Source organism: Salinicoccus cyprini (assembly GCF_007713705.1).
GTDB lineage: Bacteria > Bacillota > Bacilli > Staphylococcales > Salinicoccaceae > Salinicoccus > Salinicoccus cyprini.
In genome coordinates, this window is record NZ_VMSJ01000003.1 from 95,485 (window position 1) to 117,096 (window position 21,612).

Here is a 21,612-nt window from a genome sequence, read left to right on the forward strand (position 1 = left end):
CCTCCTATGGTTTGATCTGTTCCAGGATCGCCTCCACCTGCATTTCGATTGAAATCAGATCGTTCAGGCGGTAGTCCTCGTAATCCTGCATGATGACATGATCCTCTTGAATTCCCATCACATCGGCAATTTTCCTGGCTACGCCACTGTCCATATCCTTCGTATTTACAAACACATAGTCCGCTTCGTATGCATCCAGATCCGCAATATCCACTTCAAATGGTCCTTCGCGCAGCTTTTCTTCCAATGCCTCATCCATCTGGAAATTCAGTACATCATATACCGCTTCCGTTCCGAATGCGGAATATCTGCCATATGCATAGTATGAACCGGATGCTTCCACCAGCACAAGCGCCTGGCTGTCGATGACCGCCTCGCCCGCTTCACGCTGGAACCTTGTCGTCTCCTCCAGCCACTCATCACCTAGAGCTTCCGCTTCCGCCTGCTTATTCAAAACGACACCCAGATTATGAAGATGCGTCAAATAGAGTTTGTCCCGAAACGGACTGAATGGAGACGCAGTGTAGCTCATCTGCACCGTCGGTGCAATCTCCTCGTACTGGAAAACATATTCATCCGGCGCAAATGTAACGATCAGGTCCGGATCGAGCGCCTTCAAAGCCTCCAGATCACCGTGCTCCAGATAGGTGATACCTTCATCGAGATGTTCTTTTGCAAGCTGTGTACCTTTGACAATATTGCTGACCCCGACCACATTGCCACCCAGAAGGTCCGCGTTGCCGGCGTCAGTCGTCCGGAACAGTACAACCCGATCAGGGTCGGATGGTATATCAATCTCTTCAGTATGTTCGGTCATGATCTGCCGGATTGTGCCGTCTTCTGACACACCGGTCTCCCTGAAGCTGCTGCACGCCGACATGACAAACACGAGCATGACCGCAAGTAATAGTCTTAATTTCATTCATTCATCCTCTTTCTCTGATTCCACTTCATTATACACCAATGATTTTTTCAAAGAAAATGAATGGAAACATAAAAAAACCGGGCCGCTGCCCGATTTTTATATTTGCATCTATCCAGCCTTCTTGGTCCTGTTCAATGATGCATCGGAATCGAGACGCAGTTGGCGGGACCTGTATTTGTACAGGAAGCTCAGGAATCTGTCGAGCTTCCCATCAGAAACACTCTTCATGCTGATCTTGATTTCATTGCCGATCCATATATGGATGATGTTCCCCACCATCAGGAGATTTTCAGTACTGATGCCGGAAATATCACTGTATTCCACGGGATGGCTCTCAATCCCATCTTCACGCCTGATATTGACAAATACCCTTTGTGTTGTCGTAATGATTGCGCCATAGAAAGAATGGAACCCATCCTTTTCATACTCGATGGTCCCTACAATCTCAGGACCGACGACTTCATCATCACGCAATTCAACGTTATCGAGACTCTTCAACTTTCTATGCATGCAACATACCCCCTTAATGCTTATTACTTTCCTTACCCGCTCCAAAGAAGTAATAAACAATTCCCAATTTTGAGAATACAGCGCCCACCACCATGCCGATGATGGCGCCGAGGGTATTCAGGATGACGTCATCCACATTGGAAATCCGCCCGATCGGCAGGAAGTATTGCAGCGCCTCCACTGTGATTGAAAACAGGCAGGCGATGATGGTCGTCAGAAATTCATTTCTGCAAAACAGGTACATGAACAGTCCGAAAGGCACGAACAGCAGCACGTTCATCCCGATGGAATTGATGATGGCGCGGTCTGTCGCATACTCGAATGTATCGAGGATACTGTAGAAAGGCACGAACTGGGTCACTTTTTCAGGGTTCGAACTGGGCAGCAGTGTCAGCAGCAGAATGCCGATGATGGTCATCATCAGTCCGATATGGACGATGAAATCTACTCTTTTTCTCATGCTGTCCATCCGGTACCCTGCCCTCCTGTTGATGAACAGTGTGGCAATGACGACGACGATGAACAGGATGATGAATACCGGAATGACCGGCTGGAACGCTTCATATAATTGACGCATTGATTATTCCTCTTAACTTTATCCAAATTGTTGTTCTGTAAAAATGCGGTACATCGTGTGGTTCTCGATCAGTTCCCGATGTGTTCCTTCTCCTGTGATGTAGCCATTATCGAGAAAGAAGATGCGATCCGAATTGATGATGGTGGACAGTCTGTGTGCAATGACAAGCACCGTCCGACCCTGCATCAGATCATCAAGTGCCTCCTGGACGAACTTTTCCGACCGCGAGTCGAGGCTTGCGGTTGCTTCATCCAGCATGAGCAGCTTAGGATCTTTCAGAAATGCCCGGGCGATGCCGATGCGCTGGCGCTGGCCGCCGGACAGCTTGATGCCCCGTTCCCCGACTTCCGTATCCAGGCCCTGGTCAAGCATCTCGATGAACTCGTGGGAGTAGGAGCGCCTGACGGCGAGCTCGACATCCGCCTCTGTATATTCATGGCTTTCCAGCCCATAGGTGATATTATCGCGGATTGTACCCGAAATGATGGCACTTTCCTGTGCCACATAGCCGATCTGGCGCCGTAGCGTATTCAATGGAATGTCCCTTATATCCGTGCCATCCACAGTTATGCTGCCGGCGTCCACATCATAATACCTTTCGATCAGTGCAAAGATCGTTGATTTGCCGCTGCCGCTCGGGCCGACAAATGCAACCTTCTGATTGCTGTTTGCTGTCAGGCTGATCTGGTGGAGAATCTCCTTGTCCGGATCATAGCCGAATGAGACGTTGTCGAACGCGAGTATTTTGAAATCGAGTGAGGTTTCGAGTGTATTATCTTGAGCACCCTCCTCCTCCTTGCCGAGTATCCCGATGATCCGTTCCGTCGCCCCGAGCGCCTTGTTGTACTCGGTGAAGAACATGGCGAACATCGTCATCGGCATGATAATCTGGAACAGGTAGAGCAGGAACGCCACCATGGTGCCCATGCTGAGCGTCCCTTCAGAAACTCTGAGCCCGCCGTAGCCGATGATCAATATGATGACGAACATCATGACCGTACCCATGATCGGTGACAGGAAGGCGTTGATTGTCGCCTCCTTCATACCATAGCCGTAGAGAGATCTGATGCCGGTGCGCCCTCTTTTTCGTTCGTACGCTTCTCCATTGAACGATTTGACAAGACGCATTTCACTGAGCGTCTCCTGTATGACACCTGTGAATGCAGCCGTCTCGTCCTGCAGCGCACGGGAAATCCGACTCATCTTCCTGCCAAGCGGCATGATGATGACAAGCGACACCGGTACTGCGATGAACATGATCAGTGACATCCGCCAGTCAAGGATGAACAGTATGATTACCGCCCCGATGACCGAGATGATACCGCTGATCAGCTGCGGGAAGTGGCTCGTGATCAGATCCTTGATGATGGCCGTATCATTGACGACCCGGCTGACAGACTCGCCGCTTTTCGTCTGATCAAAATAGCGGATCGGCAGCTTCAGAAACTTGTCCCATACCCGCTCCCTGAGCCTTAGGATGATGGTCTGTCCAATCCGTGCCAGAATATAATAGGCCACTCCGTCGAGAGCGGCACTCAGTACGAAAACTGCAATGATCAGCGCAATCAGTCCGGTCGAGAACAGTTCGGTATCATAGCCATCTATGAAACTCTGTGTCAGAAGCGGCACAATAAGAGAACCGATTGTGCCGATCAGTGTCAGGAATATTCCTGCCGCGAACAATCCCTTGTTCAGTCTTGTCTGCCTGATCAGTTCTAGAAAATCTTTCAGGCTGGTCTTGTTATCCATATCCATACCATCCATTCATTTATCGTGCTATTTCGTCCAGTATATATTATTCCCCTTCATTGCTCTATGGTAAAATATCTTTAGATTGATAAAGGAGGATAAACATGACACTGGAAATAAGAAATCTATCCAAAAGCTTCAACGGGCAGACGGCAGTGGACCACATCGATCTGACTGTGCCCGCAGGCAGCATGTACGGTTTTCTCGGCGGCAACGGCGCCGGCAAGACAACGACATTCCGCATGATTCTTGGACTGCTTCAGCCGTCTGAAGGTACAATCACCTATAACGGCAATAAGATCGACTATAGTGTGACGAACGACATCGGCTACCTGCCCGAGGAGCGTGGTCTGCATCCGAAACTGAAAGTCGAAGAGCAGATCCGCTATCTCGGCCAGCTGAAGGGCATGTCGAAAAAGGAAGTCGATACGAAACTCGATGAATGGCTCGAACGCTTCGGTGTACCCGAGAACCGCAGCAAACGGATAGAAAAACTATCAAAGGGAAATCAGCAGAAAATCCAGTTGATTGCATCCATCATCCATGATCCGAAACTGATCATACTTGATGAACCGTTCAGCGGGCTGGACCCGGTCAACGTCGAAATTCTGAAAACCGCCGTCAAGGACCTGAACCGCCAGGGCGCAACCATCATCTTCAGTACCCACCGCATGGAACATGTGGAGGAGCTGTGCGAATCACTCTGCATCCTGAACAAGGGCAAGCAGGTGATCAGCGGAAACATCGATGAGATCAAGAGCGACTTCGGCCAGAAGGAGATCATCATCGAAGGCGATCATGATGTCGAATTCCTGCGCGATATGCCAGGTGTAATTGATATGAAGCAGATCAGAAAGAAAAGCATACTTAAAATTGAAAATGAATCGTACGCTGAGCCGATCTACAACGAAATCATCAAACTCGGCTACTTCAAGCGGTTCCAGGTCAATGAACCGTCCATAAACGATATTTTCATTTCGAAGGTGGGACATGAGCTATGAGTAAATTTCTCGCTACTTTTTCACAGACATACCTGTCCAAAGTCCGTGCCAAATCGTTCATGATCAGTACCCTCATCATTGTACTGCTCATATTCATCGGAGCCAACTTCGATAAGATCATCGGCATCTTCGATTCATCGGAAGAACTGACAACGATTAAAGTTGAAGGCAATGAAGCCGTAGCGGCCCAGTTCGAAACAGTCTTCAATGCCCTTGAAACCGACATCTCAGTCTCGGAGAATGATGGGGAGCTGGGTGAAGGCGAAGCACTGCTGACCATCGAAGAAACAGAACCGATGACCTTTACAATCGAAGCCGACCAGGAAATACCTGGCGATCAGATGAGTGATATCGAAATGGCACTTGGTGAAGTGCAGCGTAGTGCGACCATACAGTCATTGAACCTGTCTCCGGAAGAAGCACAAAGACTGAACGCCACCCCTGATATTACATACGATATCGCTTCAGCTGCTGGAGATCCGGAAGAAGAGGAAGCCACTGCTTCTGAAGGCGATGGGATGCCGGATATAAATATACTCAACATGGTCGTCTTCTATGTGACCGTCATCGTCATGTTCTTCATCATCATCAACTACGCCAGCCAGATTGGAACAGAAGTCGCCATGGAGAAGACATCAAGAGTCATCGAAATGATCGTCTCCAGCGTACCGCCAGTGACCCATCTGCTCGCCAAGATCACAGCCATGATCTCCGTCAGTCTGACACAGCTCGCCATATTCCTGATTGCCATATTCGCTGCGATTCAGCTGTTCGATTTCAGCGACCTCATTTCGGAATTCGGGCTCGAAGCAAATGACCAGACAGCCACGATGATTGTCTATTCCTTCATCTATCTGATTCTGGGGCTTATACTCTACTTGTCCATCTCTGCAATGCTCGGTTCGTTCATCAGCAGAATGGAAGACCTGCAGCAGGCACTGCTGCCCGTCACCATGTTCTCGCTGATCGGGTTCTATATTGCCATCTTCAATCTATGGGGCAGTGCCGATAACCTGCTTGTCAGAATATCAAGCTACTTTCCGCTCTTCACTCCATTCGTCATGCCCCTTCGGGCGATGAATGAAGAGACAGGGCAGATGCCCCTGCTGATCGGTGTCGCCATACTTCTCGTGTCGATTGCGTTGGCTATATGGCTTGCCGCAAGCGTCTATAGAAACAGCGTACTGTCTACGAGCAATGGCATATTCAAAAACTTGAAACGTGTCAGAAAAGAATAAGAAAAGTGCAGCCGGCCGGCTGCACTTTTTCTATTCCAATGCCTCATCATCTGCAATGATCGTCACATCGGGATGTGTCTGCAGTATGGTTGCCGGCAGTTCCTCCGACACTTCGCAGTCGATCATGCATTCGAGTGCTTCTTCCTTTTCGTCTCCTGAGACAAGCAGGAGTATGGATTTTGCGTTCATGATGGTGTGGAGTCCCATCGTAAGGGCCTGTCTCGGCACCTCATCGACCGTATCGAAAAATCTGGCATTATCTTTCACCGTACTTTCTGCCAGATTGACGACATGGGTTCTGGAGTCGAAGGAGGTACCGGGTTCATTGAAGCCGATATGGCCGTTTCTGCCGATGCCAAGAATCTGCAGGTCGACACCGCCAAGCTCCTCGATCAGCAGTTCATAGCGTTCGACTTCCACTTCGAGGTCCGGAGCTTTGCCATCGGGCAGAAAAGTATGGTCGGCCGGAATATCGACCTTGCTGAAAAACATGGTTTCCATATAATGATGGTAGCTTTGTGGATGACCCTCTGACAGACCGACATACTCATCCAGATTGACGGTATACACATGAGAAAGGTCGACTTTATCCCGATTCAGCATCTCCGCGAGATGATCGTACATCGCCTCCGGTGTTGATCCTGTTGCGAGTCCGAGCACAAGGCGCTCGGAGTTGACTATTCTATCAAACACGATACGTGCCGCCAGCAAGCTCATTGCATCATAATCCTCTACACGTCTGAGTTCCATGATCATCCTCCTATGGATTCAATATACTATATATTACCCAATATGATGCCGACTGCCTTATTGATATCATCCTGAGACCAGCTCGGCACACCAAGCTCCGCCCCGATTTCGTGATGGGCAGGTACATGGATGAAACCGGCCGGGATATCGATGTCTTTCTGCCTCAATATGTTGAGGGTGGTGTACATCAGATTGTTGCACAGGTATGTTCCGGCAGTGTTCGAAATGTCAGCAGGCACGTTATTTGTCTTCAACGCCTTCTCGAGACGCTTGATCGGCAAAGTGGAAAACAGACCATCCGGTCCCGCTTCGTCGATCTTCTCACCGTTCGGGTTGAATCCCGCATTGTCCGTTCGGCCGTCGATGCAGTTGATGGCGATGCGTTCGATATGCACCGTATGCCTGCCACCTGCAAGACCCAGATTGACGACGGCGTCGGGCTTTACCTCCTCGATATCGTCAGCGATCAGGCCGTTGATCTGATCGAATACAACCGGGTAGACCCGCCCCACTATTTTGTAGTCTCCGATGACATCTCCATCAAACTTTTTCACGACTGTGCCGGTCGGGTTCTCATTGAACTGCAGAAACGGTTCAAATCCCGTCAGAAGCAATGTCTTCATGCTCTCATCCTTTCGTGTACCTCATATCCATTCCACTATACCAGAATATGATAAAAGCTCCCATCTTTACGATGGAAGCTCGTGTCTATTGAAGGTCTTTCAAATACGGGAAGCTGCTCGGATACTGGAAGTAGCCCTCAAGCTCATCATTGATGCCGGCAAGGAGTACCGAATGGTAGATCGGCACAAGCGGCGCCTCGTCGATGATGATCTGCTGCGCATCTTCATACATCTGCATGCGCGCGGCTTCATCTGTTTCCGTTCTTGCCTCGTCGAGAAGTGTATCCACTTCTTCATTTGAATAGAATGTTCTGTTTCCTGGTGCACCATGGTTGTCGGAGTGGAACATCGGATAGAGACCGTAGTCCGCATCCAGTGTCACCGTCCCCCAGCTGCCCATGAACATGTCATGCTGGCCGTTGGCCGTATATTCCTGATACGCACCGGACTCCATCTGCCTGATTTCAAGCGTGATGTTCAACTCCTGCAGTGCCTGCTGGATGTAGGTCGCAATATCCGAAGTCGTCCGGTCACGGACGATGATTTCTGCTGTGAATCCGTCGGCATAGCCGCTCTCCTCCAGCAGGCTACGCGCCGCTTCCATATCATGGTCTATCGGCTCAAGGTCTTCGCTGTAGCCTTTCACTGTCGGGTTGAGTGGTGTTTCGGCAACAGCCGGGATGCCTTCGAGCATCTCGTTGATGATGGCCTCCTTGTCGATCGCCATGGCGATGGCACGTCTGACGTTCGGATCATCGAATGGTTCCTTCTCAAGGTTGAACCCAAGATAGGACATGCTTGCACTTTCATGCTGTTCGGCTCGGGCACCATCCGTGCTGTCGATACGCTCGACATCACTCGGATTCACCGGATAGATGAGATCGGCATCTCCTGTCGAAAGCTCTGCAATTCTCGTACCATCTTCAGGCACCGCCTTGAATGTCACTGAAGCGGGACTCGCCGGTTCGCCCCAGTAGTCTTCGTTGCGTATCAGTGTGATATGGTCACCTTCCGCAATCTCCTCGAACTCGAAGAATCCGGTACCGACAGGATTGGCATTGACCTCAGTCAGCGGCTGTCCGCCATTCTCCATGTTTTCATAGTCCTGGTCGATGACTTCCTTGCTGATCATGCTGCCACCCGGATGTGCCAGGTGTGCCGGCAGTGCGGCAAATGGTCTTGCGGTATGGATATTTACAGTATAGTCATCGACAACTTCGACTTCCTCGATTTCAGTGAACAGGAACTCGAGTGGTGACCCGACTTCAGGATCACGTACACGGTCCAGATTGGCTTTGACCACTTCGGCATTGAATGGACTGCCATCATGGAACGTTACATCTTCACGCAGTTTGAATTCCCACGTTGTATCATCCACCTGCTCATAGGATTCCGCCAGACCCGGTTCGAGCTCCAGATCCTGGTTCATCCGGACCAGCGTCTCATAGATGTTGATCATGACATAGAGCGAATACCCGTCGTTCGCTGCATGCGGATCAAGCGAGCTCGGCAGTGCCTGCAGGCTGAAGCCGATATCCTCCCCGCCCATGCTCGGATCTCCCGATTCAGCCGCCTGTTCATCGACATTGCTGTCATCTGTGCATCCGGCAAGTGCCAGAATGCAGATCAATAGAAATAAGTATACTTTTTTCATTTCTCCACCCTCTCTTCTTTTTACTTATTATACATACAAAACTGGTAGGAAATAAAGTGCAAATTTAGCGGAATCATGGCCGGGACCACAATTCCGCTGGGTATGATACTCTATGTCTCCTTGAAATCTTCGTTGTGCATGTCGGTCACGAACATATGACCCGGCGCATGGGTGATCATGATTTCAGGCCTGGCATTGAGGGCGGCATTCTGTGGCGTGACCCCGCATGCCCAGAATACGGGCACTTCGTCGTCTTCGATGTCCACCGCTTCGCCGTAATCAGGCTTCATGATATCCGGGATCCCTATGGCTCCTGGATCGCCGTAGTGCACTGGCCGCCCGTGCATGTTCGGGAACCTGGCTGTAATATCGGATACCATCTCCACCAGCTCCTTATTGAAAGGGCGCATCGATACGACCAGTTCGCCGGAGAAGACACCCGCCGGTGCAGTCGCAATATCCGTTTTGTACATCGCGACATTCCTGCCCTGTGCAATGTGCTTCACTTCAACCCCCGCTTCAAGTATGGCCTGTTCGAAAGTGAAGCTGCAGCCGATCAGGAAAGTGACGAAGTCAGGCCGCCAGTAGCCGGTAGCATCCGTCACTGTCTCGGACAGCACGCCATCCCTGTAGATATTGTACTTCGGAATATCAGTCCGGATATCGGAGCCCGCTGCATGCGTGCTTTCGGTCATGCCGTCCTCCATCACTTCGATGACAGGGACGGCTTTTTTATTTCTCATTGCATAGATCAGAAAATCGAATGCGTATGCTTTCGGCAGAATGACGATGTTGGTCTGGACATTATTACCAGCTGCACCGGAGGTCGTCCGGTTGAATGCGCCGCTTCTGATTTCCTGTCTCAACTGTTTTGCTTCCATGGATATGCCTCCTTATCCTGCCCAGAGGTCCTGAAGACCCTGGAGCGAAATGACGCCAGCGACAATCGTGACAATGACGGCGACAATACCGAATATGATCATCCAGGTCGGGTGGCGATAGTCGCCGACAATTTTCCTGTTCCTTGAAGCGAGGAGTACTGCACCGAGCGTCAGCGGCAGGATGAGACCATTGAAGGCACCGGCGAGAATGAGCAGTGCGACCGGACGGCCGACGAATGTAAAGATCAGTGTCGAAATGACGATGAACGTTATGATGACGATATTGTTGTAGTCATCGAACACCCTATGAAGAGACCTCAGGAAGGATGCGCTCGTATAGGCGGACCCGATGACAGAGGACAGTGCCGCTGCCACAAGGACCACACCGAATATCTGCATGCCGATGTCACCGAGCGCAATCTGGAAGACGGACGCCGGCGGGTTTGACGGATCCAGCGCGACACCGCCGGAGACGACACCGAGGACTGCGAGGAACAAAAGCACACGCATGACACCGGTGGTCAGGATGCCGTAGTTCGCCGCCTTGCTGACGAATCCAAGGTTTTCCCTGCCAGTAATGCCCGCTTCGATCAGACGGTGGGCGCCGGCGAATGTAATGTATCCCCCGACCGTCCCGCCGACCAGAGTGACAATCGGCAGGAAGAGCGTCATGGGCTCTTCCGGAATAATGGCCCTATAGGCCGCTTCACCATATGGTGGATTGGAGCGGATCATGACGAAAGCTGTAATGGCGATCATCAGCACACCAAGAATCTGGATGATGACATCCATGACCGCGCGCCCATTCTTCAGCAGAAATACAATGATGGCGATGACGCCGGCAAGAGCGGCACCGATACGTGGATCCCAGCCGAAGATGGCATTGAATCCGAGGCCGGCACCGGCGACATTGCCGATGTTGAATGCGAATCCGCCGAGCACAATCAGGAATGCAATCAGATAGCCAAGGCCCGGGAATACGGCATTGGCCACGTCCTGGCCCCGCTTCCCGGAAACACTCAGCACCCGCCATATATTTAGCTGGGCACCGATGTCAATGATGATCGATGCCAGAATGGCGAATGCGAAACTGGCCAGAAACTGTTCGGTAAACACACTCGTCTGTGTCAGGAATGCCGGTCCGATGGATGATGTCGCCATCAGGAATATTGCACCGAAAAGCAGACGACGCTGCATCGCAGTCATTTTTGGTCTATTCTCCATAACCGAACGCCTCCCTACATTGTTTGAATGGTGATGCCTTCATCTCCGAGCCGCTTTCTGATCTCCTTGACGAATTCGAGCGCTTTCGCACCGTCTCCATGGACGCAGATGCTGTCGGCCTGGATGTCGATATCCGTGCCGTTCAAACTTTCCACTTTGCCTTCCTTGACCATGCGCACGACACGTCTGACGGCTTCATCAGTATCCGTGATCATGGCACCGTCTTTTCTGCGGCTGACGAGTGTGCCGTCATCCTCATACGCCCGGTCGGCGAATACTTCATGACGGACTGCAAGACCTGCAGACTTGCCCGCCTTCACCAGGTTCTGGTTCGACAGTCCCATCAGCTTTAGCTCGGGATTATAATCCTTCACCGCCTGGGCGATGGTTTCAGCCAGCTCCATATCGTTGAAGGTGGCATTGTACAGGGCACCGTGCGGTTTGACATGATTCATCGTGACCCCTGCGACACGGCAGAAGCCATCGAGTGCACCGAGCTGATACAGCATCATTGCGTGCACCTCAGGCATCGTCATGTCCATATACCGTCTGCCGAATCCCATCAGATCCGGAAATCCAGGATGGGCACCAATGCCGGTTGTGTCGCTTTTTTTGATCAGTTCTACAGTTTCAAGCATGACCGACGGGTCGCTGGCATGGAAGCCGCAGGCGACATTTGCCGATGAGATCAGCGGGATGATCTCCCGATCATTGCCGATCGAATAGTTGCCGTAGCTCTCCCCAAGGTCTGCATTCAGATCTACTGTGTACATGGTCATTCCCCTTTCTGGTCGATGATATGATTGTTCTGAAGAAATTTGATATCCACATTGTTGTCCTGGTAGTTCGGGTGGTTCATCAGATAGGATTGGAAATCGAGATTCGTCTCGACAGGACCGATGACAGTCTCATCAAGCACGTGCATCATCTTTCTGATTGCCGCTTTCCTTGATACCCCGTGGACAATGATTTTGGCGATCATGGAGTCATAATGCGGCGGCACGGCGTAGCTCGGATAGATATGGGAATCGATCCGGACACCCTGTCCCATGCCGAAATGCAGTGTGTCGATGGGGCCTGGGGCCGGCATGAAATTGTCTGCCGGATTTTCCGCATTGATCCGGCACTCAATCGCAAATCCATTGATGGAAACTTCATCCTGGGTCAGCGTCAATGCCCCCTCTCCAGCCACTTCAAGCTGCAGTCTGACGATGTCGATGCCTGTAATCTCTTCCGAAATCGTATGCTCCACTTGGATGCGTGTGTTCATTTCGATGAAATAAAAGGCATCTTCCGATTCCACATATAAATATTCGACCGTGCCGGCACCTCTGTAGCCGAGCTTTGCCACCGCTTCTGCCGTACGTTCAGTAATCTCTTTCCTTGATGCGTCATCAAGGATGGCAGCCGGCGCCTCCTCGATCAGCTTCTGGTTGTTGCGCTGGATCGAGCAGTCCCGCTCGTACAGATGGATGGCGGACCCATTGCCGTCACCGACGACCTGCACTTCGATATGGCGTGCACGCTCGATGAACTTCTCAATATAGATGCGGTCATCCCCGAACGCATTCTTTGCTTCCTTTCTGGCATCCTTGAACTGCTTTTCGAGCTCGGAAGCTTCATGGACGAAACGCATGCCCTTGCCGCCACCGCCGGATACGGCCTTGATGACGAGCGGATAGCCGACATCTTCAGCCACGCTTTCCACTTCCTCGAAGCTGTCGATGACCCCGTCACTGCCCGGGATGACGGGTACACCCGCCTCTTTCATCGTCTGGCGCGCCATCGCCTTGTCCCCCATGCGGGAGATCGTATCTGCTGTTGGTCCGATGAATGTGACACCGATCTCTTCCATGCGTCTCGCAAAAGTTTCCGATTCGGACAGGAAGCCGTAGCCCGGATGGACCGCATCCGCACCGCTCACTTCGATGGCGGCGGCGATCGCTTCGATATCGAGGTAGCTGTCACTGCTTTTGGCCGGGCCGATGCATATGGATTCATCCGCCAGTGCCACGTGAAGGCTGTCCTGATCCGCTGTGGAATAGACCGCTACACTGTGCAGACCCATCTCTTTCAGCGTCCGGATGATTCTGACGGCGATTTCGCCACGATTTGCGATCAATACCTTTTTCACGCTAGTCCTCCTTTTTGCTGATGGAGAAGAGCGGCTGATCATACTCGACGCTCTCCCCATTGCCGACGAGAATTTCTTCCACCGTACCGGAAATATCCGCCTTCACTTCATTGAAGACCTTCATCGCCTCGATGACACCAAGCGTGTCTCCCTTACTGACTGAATCTCCAACGGAGACGAACGTTTCATCACTGTTCTCCTCCTTCTCAATAAAGAATGTACCCACTTGCTTTGCGTTGACGGTATAGGTAGCATCCGTTTCATCGGCACTCTGCTTCGGTGCAGAAGGTGTGCCTGAAACAGCCGATTCCTCAGCATGCGCCTCGAGATGGATCTTGAAATCCCCATCCTTGATGGTCAGTACTTTAAGATTCTCTTCATTCAACAGTTTTGCATATGCTCTTACTTCTTCAATATCCAACGCCATCACCTCTTCATTATTCTTGCGACTTTCCTGGCCACAGGTCGCCCGTGAGACCGAAAAGCATTGTTGATTTCCAGATATCCACCGTTTCTGATCCGCTCCATCTCATCCCGATGGAGCGTGCTTGCTTCTTCGACGGTGATCTCGATGAACTTCACCATATCGCCCGGCTGCTTCTGTACAAGCTTCGGGATATCAACATGGGCCACTGTACCGATGCGTGCATAGCCGCCGGCGGTCTGCCTATCATTGAGCAGTACGATCGGCCGGCCGCCTTTCGGCACCTGGATGCTGCCGAGCTGAGTCGGTTCCGACAGCACATCATGCCCGGGAGTGGCCACAAGTTCCGGTCCATCGAGCCGGAAGCCCATGCGGTCACAGTCCTTCGTCAGGGCATACGATGCGCTGAAGAACTGCTGCTTCATGTCGTCATCAAAACGGTCGAACTGCTGGCCCGGTATGACCCGCACCATTCCGTCACCATCGTCAAAATCCTTTATTCTGTATGGTGTTGCGCTACCGGCTGCGCCGGCATGCAGTAAGTCCCCCACCTGGAACGGCCGGCCTTTATAGCCGCCGATGCCGCTGCGGACATGGGTCGAAGCACTGCCGAGCACCGTTTCCACCTTGAATCCGCCCGGGACCACCAGATAGGTCCTTGATCCATTTTCAGCCGCTCCAAACTCGATGGTACTGCCCTTTGCCACATGGACCGGTACACCAGCAGGATGGTGATCATCGTCTATCTTCATTTTCATATCCGCACCTGCAGTGGCAACCACCGTATCCTTCACCACTTCGAATGTGGCACCTTTGAATGTCATCTCGATTCCCGGTGCATTTTCTTCATTACCAAGCAGCTGGTTGGCGAGCATGAGCGCCCGGTAGTCCATTGCGCCGGCTGGTGAAAAGCCTTCCGACTGGTGGCCGAAGCGTCCAAGATCCTGGACGGTCGTATAGAGTCCGGGGCGTGTCACTTTCAACGTCATCATGATCCTCCTTTCACTTCGAACTGGATTTCATAGTCTCCAGCTTCGATCCGGGACGCGATCTCCTTGTATTCGGAGGCATCGATCGGACGATAGATGATGCGGTCCCCTGCCTCGTAGAGGATGGTCTCTTCCCGGTTTTCATCGAATAGAGGCACAGGCGTCCGCCCGAGCAGATGCCAGCCGCCGGGAGATTCGAATGGATACATGCCGGTCTGCTTGCCGCCGATACCGACGGAGCCTGGCGGAATGCGTACCCGCGGTGTTTCGAGACGCGCCTTATGAAGCCGCTCGTCGAGCCCGCCGAGATATGGGAACCCCGGCATGAAACCGAGCATATAGACAAGGTATTCCTTATTGGCATGCAGCTCGACCACTTCATCAGCCGACAATCCATTCTCTTCAAAACTGTCGATATCGGGTCCGTATTCACCGCCGTAGCACACCGGAATCTCAATCACACGATATGATACTTCCGCTTCCAGCAGCGCCGTCTCGTCAATCTGATCGACTGCCGCCTTCAAGGCATCCACATCCGTTTTGAAAATATCAAAATAGATGATGAGGCTCGTATAGGAGAGGACAACCTCCCCGATGCCTTCAATTTCCATTTCGTCGATCCGATGCCGCAGTGCCACGAGCTGCCGGTTGATCCTTTCGTCGATCTCGTCACCCAGATAGATCGTCAGTGCGTTCTCGGCAAATTGTCTGATCTCCATTCCTTCCACCCCTCTACTGAATATTCTAACTTTTATTATAAACCTTCATGGTTTATTATCAAAGAGAAGATAAGAAGGGAGAATGAATGATGAGATTATTTACAGACAAGATGGCAGCAGAAAAACTGGAGGATCCGATAAGCGAGAGACTCCATGCACGCATATTGGAAATCTCCAAAATCGGCCGGACGGAAAATGAAGGCGCCAAACGAATGGGCTATTCAAAAGAGGAATCACAGGCCAAGGACAAGGTGATCGAATGGATGCAGGAGATCGGCATGCAGATCAGAAAAGACGGCGCGGGCAATGTGTTCGGCACCTATCAGGGGGAAGACAGTTCCAAAGTATTCATGGCCGGTTCCCATATCGACACGGTACCGGACGGCGGGCACTTTGATGGTGCAGCCGGTGTACTCACGGCACTTGAAATCGTCACCTTGTGGCACGAGGCCGGCTACACGCCGAAGTATGACTTTGAAGTCGTCATCTTCTCCGATGAGGAAGGCAGCCGCTTCAGCAGTGGACTGACAGGCAGCCGTGCGTTCATGGGTCTGATGACCGAGGAGGAACTCGACAAGTACCGTGACCCGGATGGGCAGACGTTCGATGAAGTCATCCGCAATATCGGCTCCGACAGACAGCAGTTCCTGACAGCCGAAGGCCCCGGCAAGCAGATTGCGATGTATGCCGAAATACATATCGAGCAGGCCAAGCAGCTGGAACAGAAGAATCTGCCGGTCGGTATCGTCAGTGGCATCGCAGGGGCGACGCGGACGAAGATCACATTCCACGGTGCCGCCGGGCACGCCGGCAGTACACCGATGACCGAGCGGAAGGACGCGCTTGTGAAGGCATCAGAATTTATCAGCACCCTGCCTGGCATCCCTAAAAGCATCAGTCAGACCGCCGTCGCCACTGTCGGCAAGATGAGTGTCAGTCCCGGTGGCGTCAACGTCATCCCTGGTGAAGTCGAGCTCGTCGTCGATGCACGTGATATCAACGAAGAGAATCAGTCGAAACTGATCCAGGCAGTTGCCGATCATGCGCAGGACATCGTCCATGACAGTGGCATCACTGTCGAAACCGACCTGACCACACGCGTCACGCCGATCCCAATCGATCCCGAAGTCATTGAAAGGATGGAAGCATCATTCAAGCGCCACGACCTGCTGCCGATCCACCTGCCGAGCGGTGCAGGCCATGACGCCATGACCGTCGGCACAAAGTTCCCGGTGACGATGCTGTTTGTCAGAAGCATTCAGGGCATCAGCCACAACCCTGAAGAATTCACACACATCGAAGACCTCACTCAGGCAGTCAAAGTGCTGAAGGACTTCTTTGAGAATCTGTAGGGAAATAAAAGCACAGTACCCTCGGAAGTTGAACATCGATTCAATTTCCGGAGGCTCCTGATTTGCATCAGAACGAAGTTGGAGCATACATGAGAAAGAGAGCAGATTGAAGACAAACCCCGTTTTGACACGGAGTTTGTCTTCTTATTATGTATTTTGATGAATCCTCGATCGTGGGCGCTGCCATGGCGAGTTAGAGGGCTAATTCACCATCGTGGGCGCTGCCATGGCAAGTTAGAGGGTTAACTCACCATCGTGGGCGCTGCCATGGCGAGTTAGAGGGCTAATTCACCATCGTGGGCGCTGCCATGGCGAGTTAGAGGGTTAACTCACCATCGTGGGCGCTGCCATGGCAAGTTAGAGGGTTAACTCACCATCGTGGGCGCTGCCATGGCGAGTTAGAGGGTTAACTCACCATCGTGGGCGCTGCCATGGCAAGTTAGAGGGTTAACTCACCATCGCGGGTGCTGCCATGGCAAGTTAGAGGGTTAATTCACCATCGCGGGTGCTACCATGGCAAGTTAGAGGGTTAATTCACCATCGTGGGTGTTGCCATGGCAAGTTAGAGGGTTAATCTCATTCCCACTGGCACACCCCGAACAAACTTGATGAAGCAAGTACAAAGAGCCGCTTATCGTTCGGGAAATCCGCTTTTCCATCCTGCACCCGCTGTCTGTTGATCTCTGCGTCCTCTTCCTCTGATCTGCAGATTCCTGTGCATCCCGACAAAAAGACTGCAGACATGTCATTTTACTATGACTTTGTCTACAGTCTGCTCTCTTTCTTTTTCGTTGCTCGTAGTCAGGACGGTCTGATGCCTCTTCTGAATACTTCCCACACACGCTCGAATTCTGCTGTCTGATAGGCTTTGCCATAGAATTCCGGCATGACGGCAAAGCCATCTGCGAGAAGAAAAATGGAAGATCAGCTCTTTTATAGCCAACTTCAAAAAAGAGTAGATGCTGGACCAGGAAAACTTGTGCCTTCAGAAGAAGTATTGGAAGCATCAAGCCAACCTAATCCGTTTGAATCCATGCCCGACAAGGACTTGTTTGACTGATGGCACAGGTATACTTCTGGGAAGAAGCCGAAAGAGACTATAAGAAACTGGATGGTACAATGAAACGGTGGGTCGAAGCAGCTGAAGCACGACTGATTGTACGTGGATCAGAGATAGGTAAAGATCCAGGAAATACACATTACTCAAAACTGGCTGGTTTTAAGGAATTGAAAAACCATAAAATTGGAATCCGCCTGATTTTCAAAGTGTCATCCGAAGGTAACATTGAAATCATCGAAATTGTTGCTATAGGTAAAAGGGAAGACGAAAAGATTTTTCGTACGGCAGAAAATAGAAGGAAAAAGCATTTGTAATCCAATGTGTAATAAAACACGAAAAACGGGATGCACCTCGGTGCATCCCGCTTTTCTGTTACTATTCTGCCTGCATTCTGACGATGACTTTCCCGTCGACTTCATTATTTTTCACTTTCTTCAGCCCTTCCGGCAGTTCCTCGCGTGGAAGCACTTCATTGATGACCGGATCGAGATTGCCTGCCGCCACTCTCTGCATCAGTTCGCTTGCCATATAGGCGAGGTTCTTCACTGCCTTTTCAGAGCCGCTGGCGTGCGCCGCACCAAGTGCGACTTCGTGGATGGAAGGTGATAATGTGAATGGCTTTACGTCACTCGTATCCGGTGCGCCGGCTATATAGGCCAGCTGCCCGGCGAATGCGAGTCGATCGAGGTCTGCTGTCGCCTCTTCCGAACTGACTGTATTGAAAATCAGATCGACGCCTTCGTCTTTCGTCTCTTCCATGATGCGCTTGGTCACATCTTCATTCTTATAATCGATTGCCACATCAGCACCGAGGGCTCTCACTCTGTCATGGCTCTTTTCGGATGCGGTTGTGTATACAGTGAGACCGAGCTCTTTCGCCAGCTGCACTGCAAATCCGCCGACACCGCCTGAACCGCCGTGGACAAGAATCGTCTCCTTATCTGCAGCATTCAATTTCTGCACGACTGCCTGGTACGCCGTCATTCCGGCAGTGAGCAGTGCCGCTGCCGCATCAAATGTTACACCATCCGGTATCTTCGCTGCTGCTGTTGCTTTGACAACCGCTGTTTCGGCGAATGCACCCGGTCTGCTCATATCCGTATGGATCGCAACGCGCTCTCCCACTTCGAAGTCTGAGACGCCTTCCCCGACTTCCACCACTTCACCTGACAGGTCAACACCTGGCGTATGCGGATAGTCCCATTTTGGATTGCCGGATTCGATCAGCTTGTAGTCCACCGGATTGAGCGCAGTACTGACCACTTTGACGACCAGTTCGCCTGAATCTGCATGAAGATCATCCACGTCTTCCCACTTCAGATTATCGATGCTTCCGGAGTCTTTCAGTTGCCATGCTTTCATGATTCAATCGCTCCTTTTATATTATTGCGCCAGCTTCTTTAATTTCTATTGTGTCCACTTCTATCATTCCCTGGAACCACCTTGGAATAAACACATCTCGTCTTTTATCGTAATTTGACGTGTCCCGGATGGCTTCTTCGGGTAGACTGGACTAAAGAGGTGAAAGTCATGTCATATATACGCATCAAAGGTGCCAACCAGAATAACCTTAAAAATGTCAGCGTCGATATACCGAAACATAAACTGACTGTCTTTACAGGACGCTCGGGCTCCGGCAAGTCGTCCCTCGTATTCAGTACACTGGCTGCAGAATCGGAACGGCTGCTCAATGAGACGTATTCAAGCTACATCCAGAACCAGCTCACCCAGTATGAGAAGCCGGATGTCGACCGGATCGAGAATCTGCCGGTGGCGATGATCATCAACCAGAAACGGCTCGGTGGCAATTCCCGTTCCACTGTCGGCACAATCTCCGACATCTACTCATCCGTCCGTCTGCTCTGGTCACGCATTGGAGAACCATTTGTTGGCTACTCCAATATATTCTCCTTCAACAATCCGAGTGGCATGTGCGAACGGTGCCAGGGACTCGGCTATGTGGAGGACATCGACCTCGATGAGCTGATCGACTATGACCGGTCGCTCAATGAGGACGCCATCCGTTTCCCTTCATTCAGACCCGACAGCTGGCGCGGCAAACGCTATCTGTACAGCGGGCTGTTCGACAACGATAAGAAGCTCAAGGACTACACCGATGAAGAGATGGAGACCTTCCTCTATACGAAGCCGAAGAAGCTGAAGGATCCGCCGGACAACTGGCCGAGGACCGCAAAGTTCGAAGGGCTCGTCCACCGTTTCAGACGCTCCTTCCTGCTCAATGACAATTTCGAGAAGAAGCGGTTCATGGATGATGTGGAACGTGTCGTGACCAGCCGTAAATGCCCGGAATGTCATGGCAAGCGGCTTAATGACAAAGTGCTGTCATGTAAAATAGACGGACTCGATATCGCGGATTTCACCCATCTGTCCATTGAAGCGGCGATCCCTTTCCTGAAAAAGCTCGATGATCCAAAGTCGGAGTATATCATCCGGCCACTGCTCGATCAGATGGAGTCGCTCGCATACGTCGGCCTCAACTACCTGACATTAGATCGTGAGACCCCTTCCCTGTCAGGCGGGGAGTCACAGCGCATCAAGCTGATCCGCCACTTGAACAGTCCGCTCTCCGATCTCGTCTATATTATCGACGAGCCGAGTGTCGGACTGCACCCCGAAGATATCGAGAAGATTAATGAAATCATGTGCTCGATCCGGGATAAGGGCAATACGGTGCTTGTCGTAGAACATGACCCGGATGTCATCGATATTGCCGATCATGTCATCGACATCGGCCCCGGCGCCGGCCAGCATGGCGGTGAAGTGATTTTCACAGGCACGTACCAGGAACTGATGGCGTCCGATACACCAACCGGTACTGCGTTGAAGCGGAAGCATGAACTGAAGAAAGACCCGAGGCAGCCGGAAAACTTCATCAGCCTGGAAAATATAACGAAGAACAACTTGCATGACGTCTCCGTCGACATACCAAAGTCGGCATTGTCCGTCATCACCGGTGTCGCCGGCTCCGGCAAGAGTACACTTATCCGTACCGGCTTCAATAAGGACAGGAATGCCATCTTCATCGACCAGAAGCCGGTCCGTGCATCCAACCGCTCGAACCTGCTGACCTATATGGATCTGTTCGACGAGATACGCACTTTCTTCAGCAAGGCGACCGGGCTTAGGAAAGGCATGTTCAGCTATAACTCGGAAGGTGCCTGCCCGGAATGCAACGGCAAAGGCGTCATCAAGACCGAGCTCGCCTTCATGCCGGACTTCTCCCAAGTATGTGAAGTTTGCCATGGCACGAGATATAGGCCGGAAGTGCTCGAAGCCAAAGTCGATGGCTATTCCATCGCAGATATTCTGGCATTGACCGTCGAAGAGGCACTAGAAATCTTTACGACCAATACCCGCGTCACCGACCGTCTCAGAACGGTCAAAGATACCGGTCTGCACTATATGACACTCGGCCAGTCGCTCGATACACTCTCAGGCGGAGAAATCCAGCGCGTCAAACTGAGCCGCCATCTCGATAGTGATGCGACCGGCAGGACATTCATCTTCGATGAACCGACGACCGGCCTGCACGAAGACGATATTCCGACCCTGCTCGAGTGCTTCCAGCAGCTCATCAGCCAGGGCAACACCGTTGTCATCATCGAGCATAACCTGACCATGATGACCCATGCCGACTGGATCATCGATGTCGGCCCCGGTGCCGGTGCAAAAGGTGGACGCATCCTCTACAGCGGAAGCCCTGAAGGACTGCTGGAAGCCGAGAATTCAGTTACAGCCAGCCATCTGAAAAAATACGTGGAAGCATAAAAATAAGTGAGGT

The 21,612-nt window shown here is 51.6% G+C and carries 21 protein-coding genes; 6 read left to right on the forward strand and 15 right to left on the reverse strand.

The window, feature by feature from the left end; translation table 11 throughout:
- Positions 1-4 precede the first annotated feature (4 nt).
- The 4 genes from FO441_RS08315 to FO441_RS08330 form a co-directional block, all read right to left on the reverse strand.
- Positions 5-922, reverse strand: a complete 918-nt coding sequence (locus FO441_RS08315) for an ABC transporter substrate-binding protein (protein WP_145288554.1) — start codon at positions 920-922, stop codon at positions 5-7.
- A gap of 111 nt (positions 923-1,033) precedes the next feature.
- On the reverse strand, positions 1,034-1,435 hold the full coding sequence (locus tag FO441_RS08320; protein ID WP_145288557.1) for a PH domain-containing protein: 402 nt from the start codon (positions 1,433-1,435) through the stop codon (positions 1,034-1,036).
- A gap of 13 nt (positions 1,436-1,448) precedes the next feature.
- A complete protein-coding gene (locus FO441_RS08325) occupies positions 1,449-2,012 on the reverse strand; it encodes a VanZ family protein (RefSeq protein WP_145288560.1) in 564 nt (187 codons plus the stop codon).
- A gap of 18 nt (positions 2,013-2,030) precedes the next feature.
- Positions 2,031-3,761 carry an ABC transporter ATP-binding protein gene (locus tag FO441_RS08330; RefSeq protein ID WP_145288563.1) on the reverse strand — a complete coding sequence of 577 codons (1,731 nt, stop codon included), beginning with the start codon at positions 3,759-3,761 and terminating at the stop codon, positions 2,031-2,033.
- A gap of 104 nt (positions 3,762-3,865) precedes the next feature.
- On the opposite strand from FO441_RS08330, the gene FO441_RS08335 reads away from it, so the two are divergent.
- On the forward strand, positions 3,866-4,762 hold the full coding sequence (locus FO441_RS08335) for an ABC transporter ATP-binding protein (protein WP_145288566.1): 897 nt from the start codon (positions 3,866-3,868) through the stop codon (positions 4,760-4,762).
- The gene (locus FO441_RS08340; RefSeq protein WP_145288568.1) at positions 4,759-6,000 is read left to right on the forward strand and encodes an ABC transporter permease; all 1,242 of its coding nucleotides are present in this window, start codon (positions 4,759-4,761) and stop codon (positions 5,998-6,000) included. The genes FO441_RS08335 and FO441_RS08340 overlap by 4 nt, the downstream gene beginning before the upstream one ends.
- 30 nt (positions 6,001-6,030) lie before the next feature.
- Here the strand turns inward: FO441_RS08340 and nagB are convergent, their stop codons facing one another.
- The 10 genes from nagB to pxpB form a co-directional block, all read right to left on the reverse strand.
- A complete protein-coding gene (nagB, locus tag FO441_RS08345; protein ID WP_145288571.1) occupies positions 6,031-6,750 on the reverse strand; it encodes a glucosamine-6-phosphate deaminase in 720 nt (239 codons plus the stop codon).
- Between the two features lie 26 nt (positions 6,751-6,776).
- A complete protein-coding gene (locus tag FO441_RS08350; protein WP_145288574.1) occupies positions 6,777-7,373 on the reverse strand; it encodes a pyroglutamyl-peptidase I in 597 nt (198 codons plus the stop codon).
- A gap of 85 nt (positions 7,374-7,458) precedes the next feature.
- Positions 7,459-9,027, reverse strand: coding sequence for a glutathione ABC transporter substrate-binding protein (locus tag FO441_RS08355; RefSeq protein WP_145288577.1), 1,569 nt, complete (start codon positions 9,025-9,027; stop codon positions 7,459-7,461).
- A 110-nt stretch (positions 9,028-9,137) separates the two neighbouring features.
- The gene (locus tag FO441_RS08360) at positions 9,138-9,908 is read right to left on the reverse strand and encodes a putative hydro-lyase (protein WP_145288580.1); all 771 of its coding nucleotides are present in this window, start codon (positions 9,906-9,908) and stop codon (positions 9,138-9,140) included.
- Positions 9,909-9,920: 12 nt separating this feature from the next.
- Positions 9,921-11,132: an NRAMP family divalent metal transporter gene (locus FO441_RS08365; RefSeq protein WP_145288583.1), complete on the reverse strand. Its 1,212-nt coding sequence runs from the start codon at positions 11,130-11,132 to the stop codon at positions 9,921-9,923.
- A 14-nt stretch (positions 11,133-11,146) separates the two neighbouring features.
- The gene (locus tag FO441_RS08370) at positions 11,147-11,905 is read right to left on the reverse strand and encodes a LamB/YcsF family protein (protein ID WP_145288587.1); all 759 of its coding nucleotides are present in this window, start codon (positions 11,903-11,905) and stop codon (positions 11,147-11,149) included.
- A gap of 2 nt (positions 11,906-11,907) precedes the next feature.
- Positions 11,908-13,266: an acetyl-CoA carboxylase biotin carboxylase subunit gene (gene accC, locus FO441_RS08375; protein WP_222927806.1), complete on the reverse strand. Its 1,359-nt coding sequence runs from the start codon at positions 13,264-13,266 to the stop codon at positions 11,908-11,910.
- Between the two features lies 1 nt (position 13,267).
- Positions 13,268-13,687: an acetyl-CoA carboxylase biotin carboxyl carrier protein gene (locus FO441_RS08380; protein ID WP_145288592.1), complete on the reverse strand. Its 420-nt coding sequence runs from the start codon at positions 13,685-13,687 to the stop codon at positions 13,268-13,270.
- Between the two features lie 5 nt (positions 13,688-13,692).
- Positions 13,693-14,679: a 5-oxoprolinase subunit C family protein gene (locus FO441_RS08385; RefSeq protein WP_145288595.1), complete on the reverse strand. Its 987-nt coding sequence runs from the start codon at positions 14,677-14,679 to the stop codon at positions 13,693-13,695.
- Positions 14,679-15,398 carry a 5-oxoprolinase subunit PxpB gene (pxpB, locus tag FO441_RS08390; RefSeq protein ID WP_145288598.1) on the reverse strand — a complete coding sequence of 240 codons (720 nt, stop codon included), beginning with the start codon at positions 15,396-15,398 and terminating at the stop codon, positions 14,679-14,681. The genes FO441_RS08385 and pxpB overlap by 1 nt, the downstream gene beginning before the upstream one ends.
- A gap of 89 nt (positions 15,399-15,487) precedes the next feature.
- Here pxpB and FO441_RS08395 point away from each other — a divergent pair, with 89 nt between their 5' ends.
- From FO441_RS08395 to FO441_RS08400, 3 genes are all read left to right on the forward strand, one after another.
- Positions 15,488-16,750, forward strand: coding sequence for a Zn-dependent hydrolase (locus tag FO441_RS08395; RefSeq protein WP_145288600.1), 1,263 nt, complete (start codon positions 15,488-15,490; stop codon positions 16,748-16,750).
- A 916-nt stretch (positions 16,751-17,666) separates the two neighbouring features.
- The gene (locus tag FO441_RS12600) at positions 17,667-17,810 is read left to right on the forward strand and encodes a hypothetical protein (RefSeq protein ID WP_186365513.1); all 144 of its coding nucleotides are present in this window, start codon (positions 17,667-17,669) and stop codon (positions 17,808-17,810) included.
- Positions 17,810-18,124 carry a type II toxin-antitoxin system RelE family toxin gene (locus FO441_RS08400; protein WP_145288603.1) on the forward strand — a complete coding sequence of 105 codons (315 nt, stop codon included), beginning with the start codon at positions 17,810-17,812 and terminating at the stop codon, positions 18,122-18,124. Before FO441_RS12600 ends, FO441_RS08400 begins: the two co-directional genes overlap by 1 nt.
- 61 nt (positions 18,125-18,185) lie before the next feature.
- Here the strand turns inward: FO441_RS08400 and FO441_RS08405 are convergent, their stop codons facing one another.
- Positions 18,186-19,172 carry a zinc-binding dehydrogenase gene (locus tag FO441_RS08405; protein ID WP_145288606.1) on the reverse strand — a complete coding sequence of 329 codons (987 nt, stop codon included), beginning with the start codon at positions 19,170-19,172 and terminating at the stop codon, positions 18,186-18,188.
- A gap of 168 nt (positions 19,173-19,340) precedes the next feature.
- Here FO441_RS08405 and FO441_RS08410 point away from each other — a divergent pair, with 168 nt between their 5' ends.
- Complete coding sequence (locus tag FO441_RS08410; RefSeq protein ID WP_145288608.1) at positions 19,341-21,599, forward strand: ATP-binding cassette domain-containing protein; 2,259 nt, start codon at positions 19,341-19,343, stop codon at positions 21,597-21,599.
- Positions 21,600-21,612 lie beyond the last annotated feature (13 nt).

Bases quoted from the DNA above. Each gene is read 5' to 3' on its own strand.
- FO441_RS08340 (WP_145288568.1), top strand. From the start codon at position 4,759: ATGAGTAAATTTCTCGCTACTTTTTCACAGACATACCTGTCCAAAGTC.
- FO441_RS08405 (WP_145288606.1), bottom strand. From the start codon at position 19,172: ATGAAAGCATGGCAACTGAAAGACTCCGGAAGCATCGATAATCTGAAG.
- FO441_RS08355 (WP_145288577.1), bottom strand. From the start codon at position 9,027: ATGAAAAAAGTATACTTATTTCTATTGATCTGCATTCTGGCACTTGCC.
- FO441_RS08360 (WP_145288580.1), bottom strand. From the start codon at position 9,908: ATGGAAGCAAAACAGTTGAGACAGGAAATCAGAAGCGGCGCATTCAAC.
- FO441_RS08320 (WP_145288557.1), bottom strand. From the start codon at position 1,435: ATGCATAGAAAGTTGAAGAGTCTCGATAACGTTGAATTGCGTGATGAT.
- FO441_RS08400 (WP_145288603.1), top strand. From the start codon at position 17,810: ATGGCACAGGTATACTTCTGGGAAGAAGCCGAAAGAGACTATAAGAAA.
- FO441_RS08410 (WP_145288608.1), top strand. From the start codon at position 19,341: ATGTCATATATACGCATCAAAGGTGCCAACCAGAATAACCTTAAAAAT.
- FO441_RS08330 (WP_145288563.1), bottom strand. From the start codon at position 3,761: ATGGATAACAAGACCAGCCTGAAAGATTTTCTAGAACTGATCAGGCAG.
- FO441_RS08315 (WP_145288554.1), bottom strand. From the start codon at position 922: ATGAAATTAAGACTATTACTTGCGGTCATGCTCGTGTTTGTCATGTCG.
- FO441_RS08370 (WP_145288587.1), bottom strand. From the start codon at position 11,905: ATGTACACAGTAGATCTGAATGCAGACCTTGGGGAGAGCTACGGCAAC.
- FO441_RS08395 (WP_145288600.1), top strand. From the start codon at position 15,488: ATGAGATTATTTACAGACAAGATGGCAGCAGAAAAACTGGAGGATCCG.
- FO441_RS08350 (WP_145288574.1), bottom strand. From the start codon at position 7,373: ATGAAGACATTGCTTCTGACGGGATTTGAACCGTTTCTGCAGTTCAAT.
- pxpB (WP_145288598.1), bottom strand. From the start codon at position 15,398: ATGGAGATCAGACAATTTGCCGAGAACGCACTGACGATCTATCTGGGT.
- FO441_RS08385 (WP_145288595.1), bottom strand. From the start codon at position 14,679: ATGACGTTGAAAGTGACACGCCCCGGACTCTATACGACCGTCCAGGAT.
- FO441_RS08365 (WP_145288583.1), bottom strand. From the start codon at position 11,132: ATGGAGAATAGACCAAAAATGACTGCGATGCAGCGTCGTCTGCTTTTC.
- FO441_RS08325 (WP_145288560.1), bottom strand. From the start codon at position 2,012: ATGCGTCAATTATATGAAGCGTTCCAGCCGGTCATTCCGGTATTCATC.
- FO441_RS12600 (WP_186365513.1), top strand. From the start codon at position 17,667: ATGGAAGATCAGCTCTTTTATAGCCAACTTCAAAAAAGAGTAGATGCT.
- FO441_RS08335 (WP_145288566.1), top strand. From the start codon at position 3,866: ATGACACTGGAAATAAGAAATCTATCCAAAAGCTTCAACGGGCAGACG.
- nagB (WP_145288571.1), bottom strand. From the start codon at position 6,750: ATGGAACTCAGACGTGTAGAGGATTATGATGCAATGAGCTTGCTGGCG.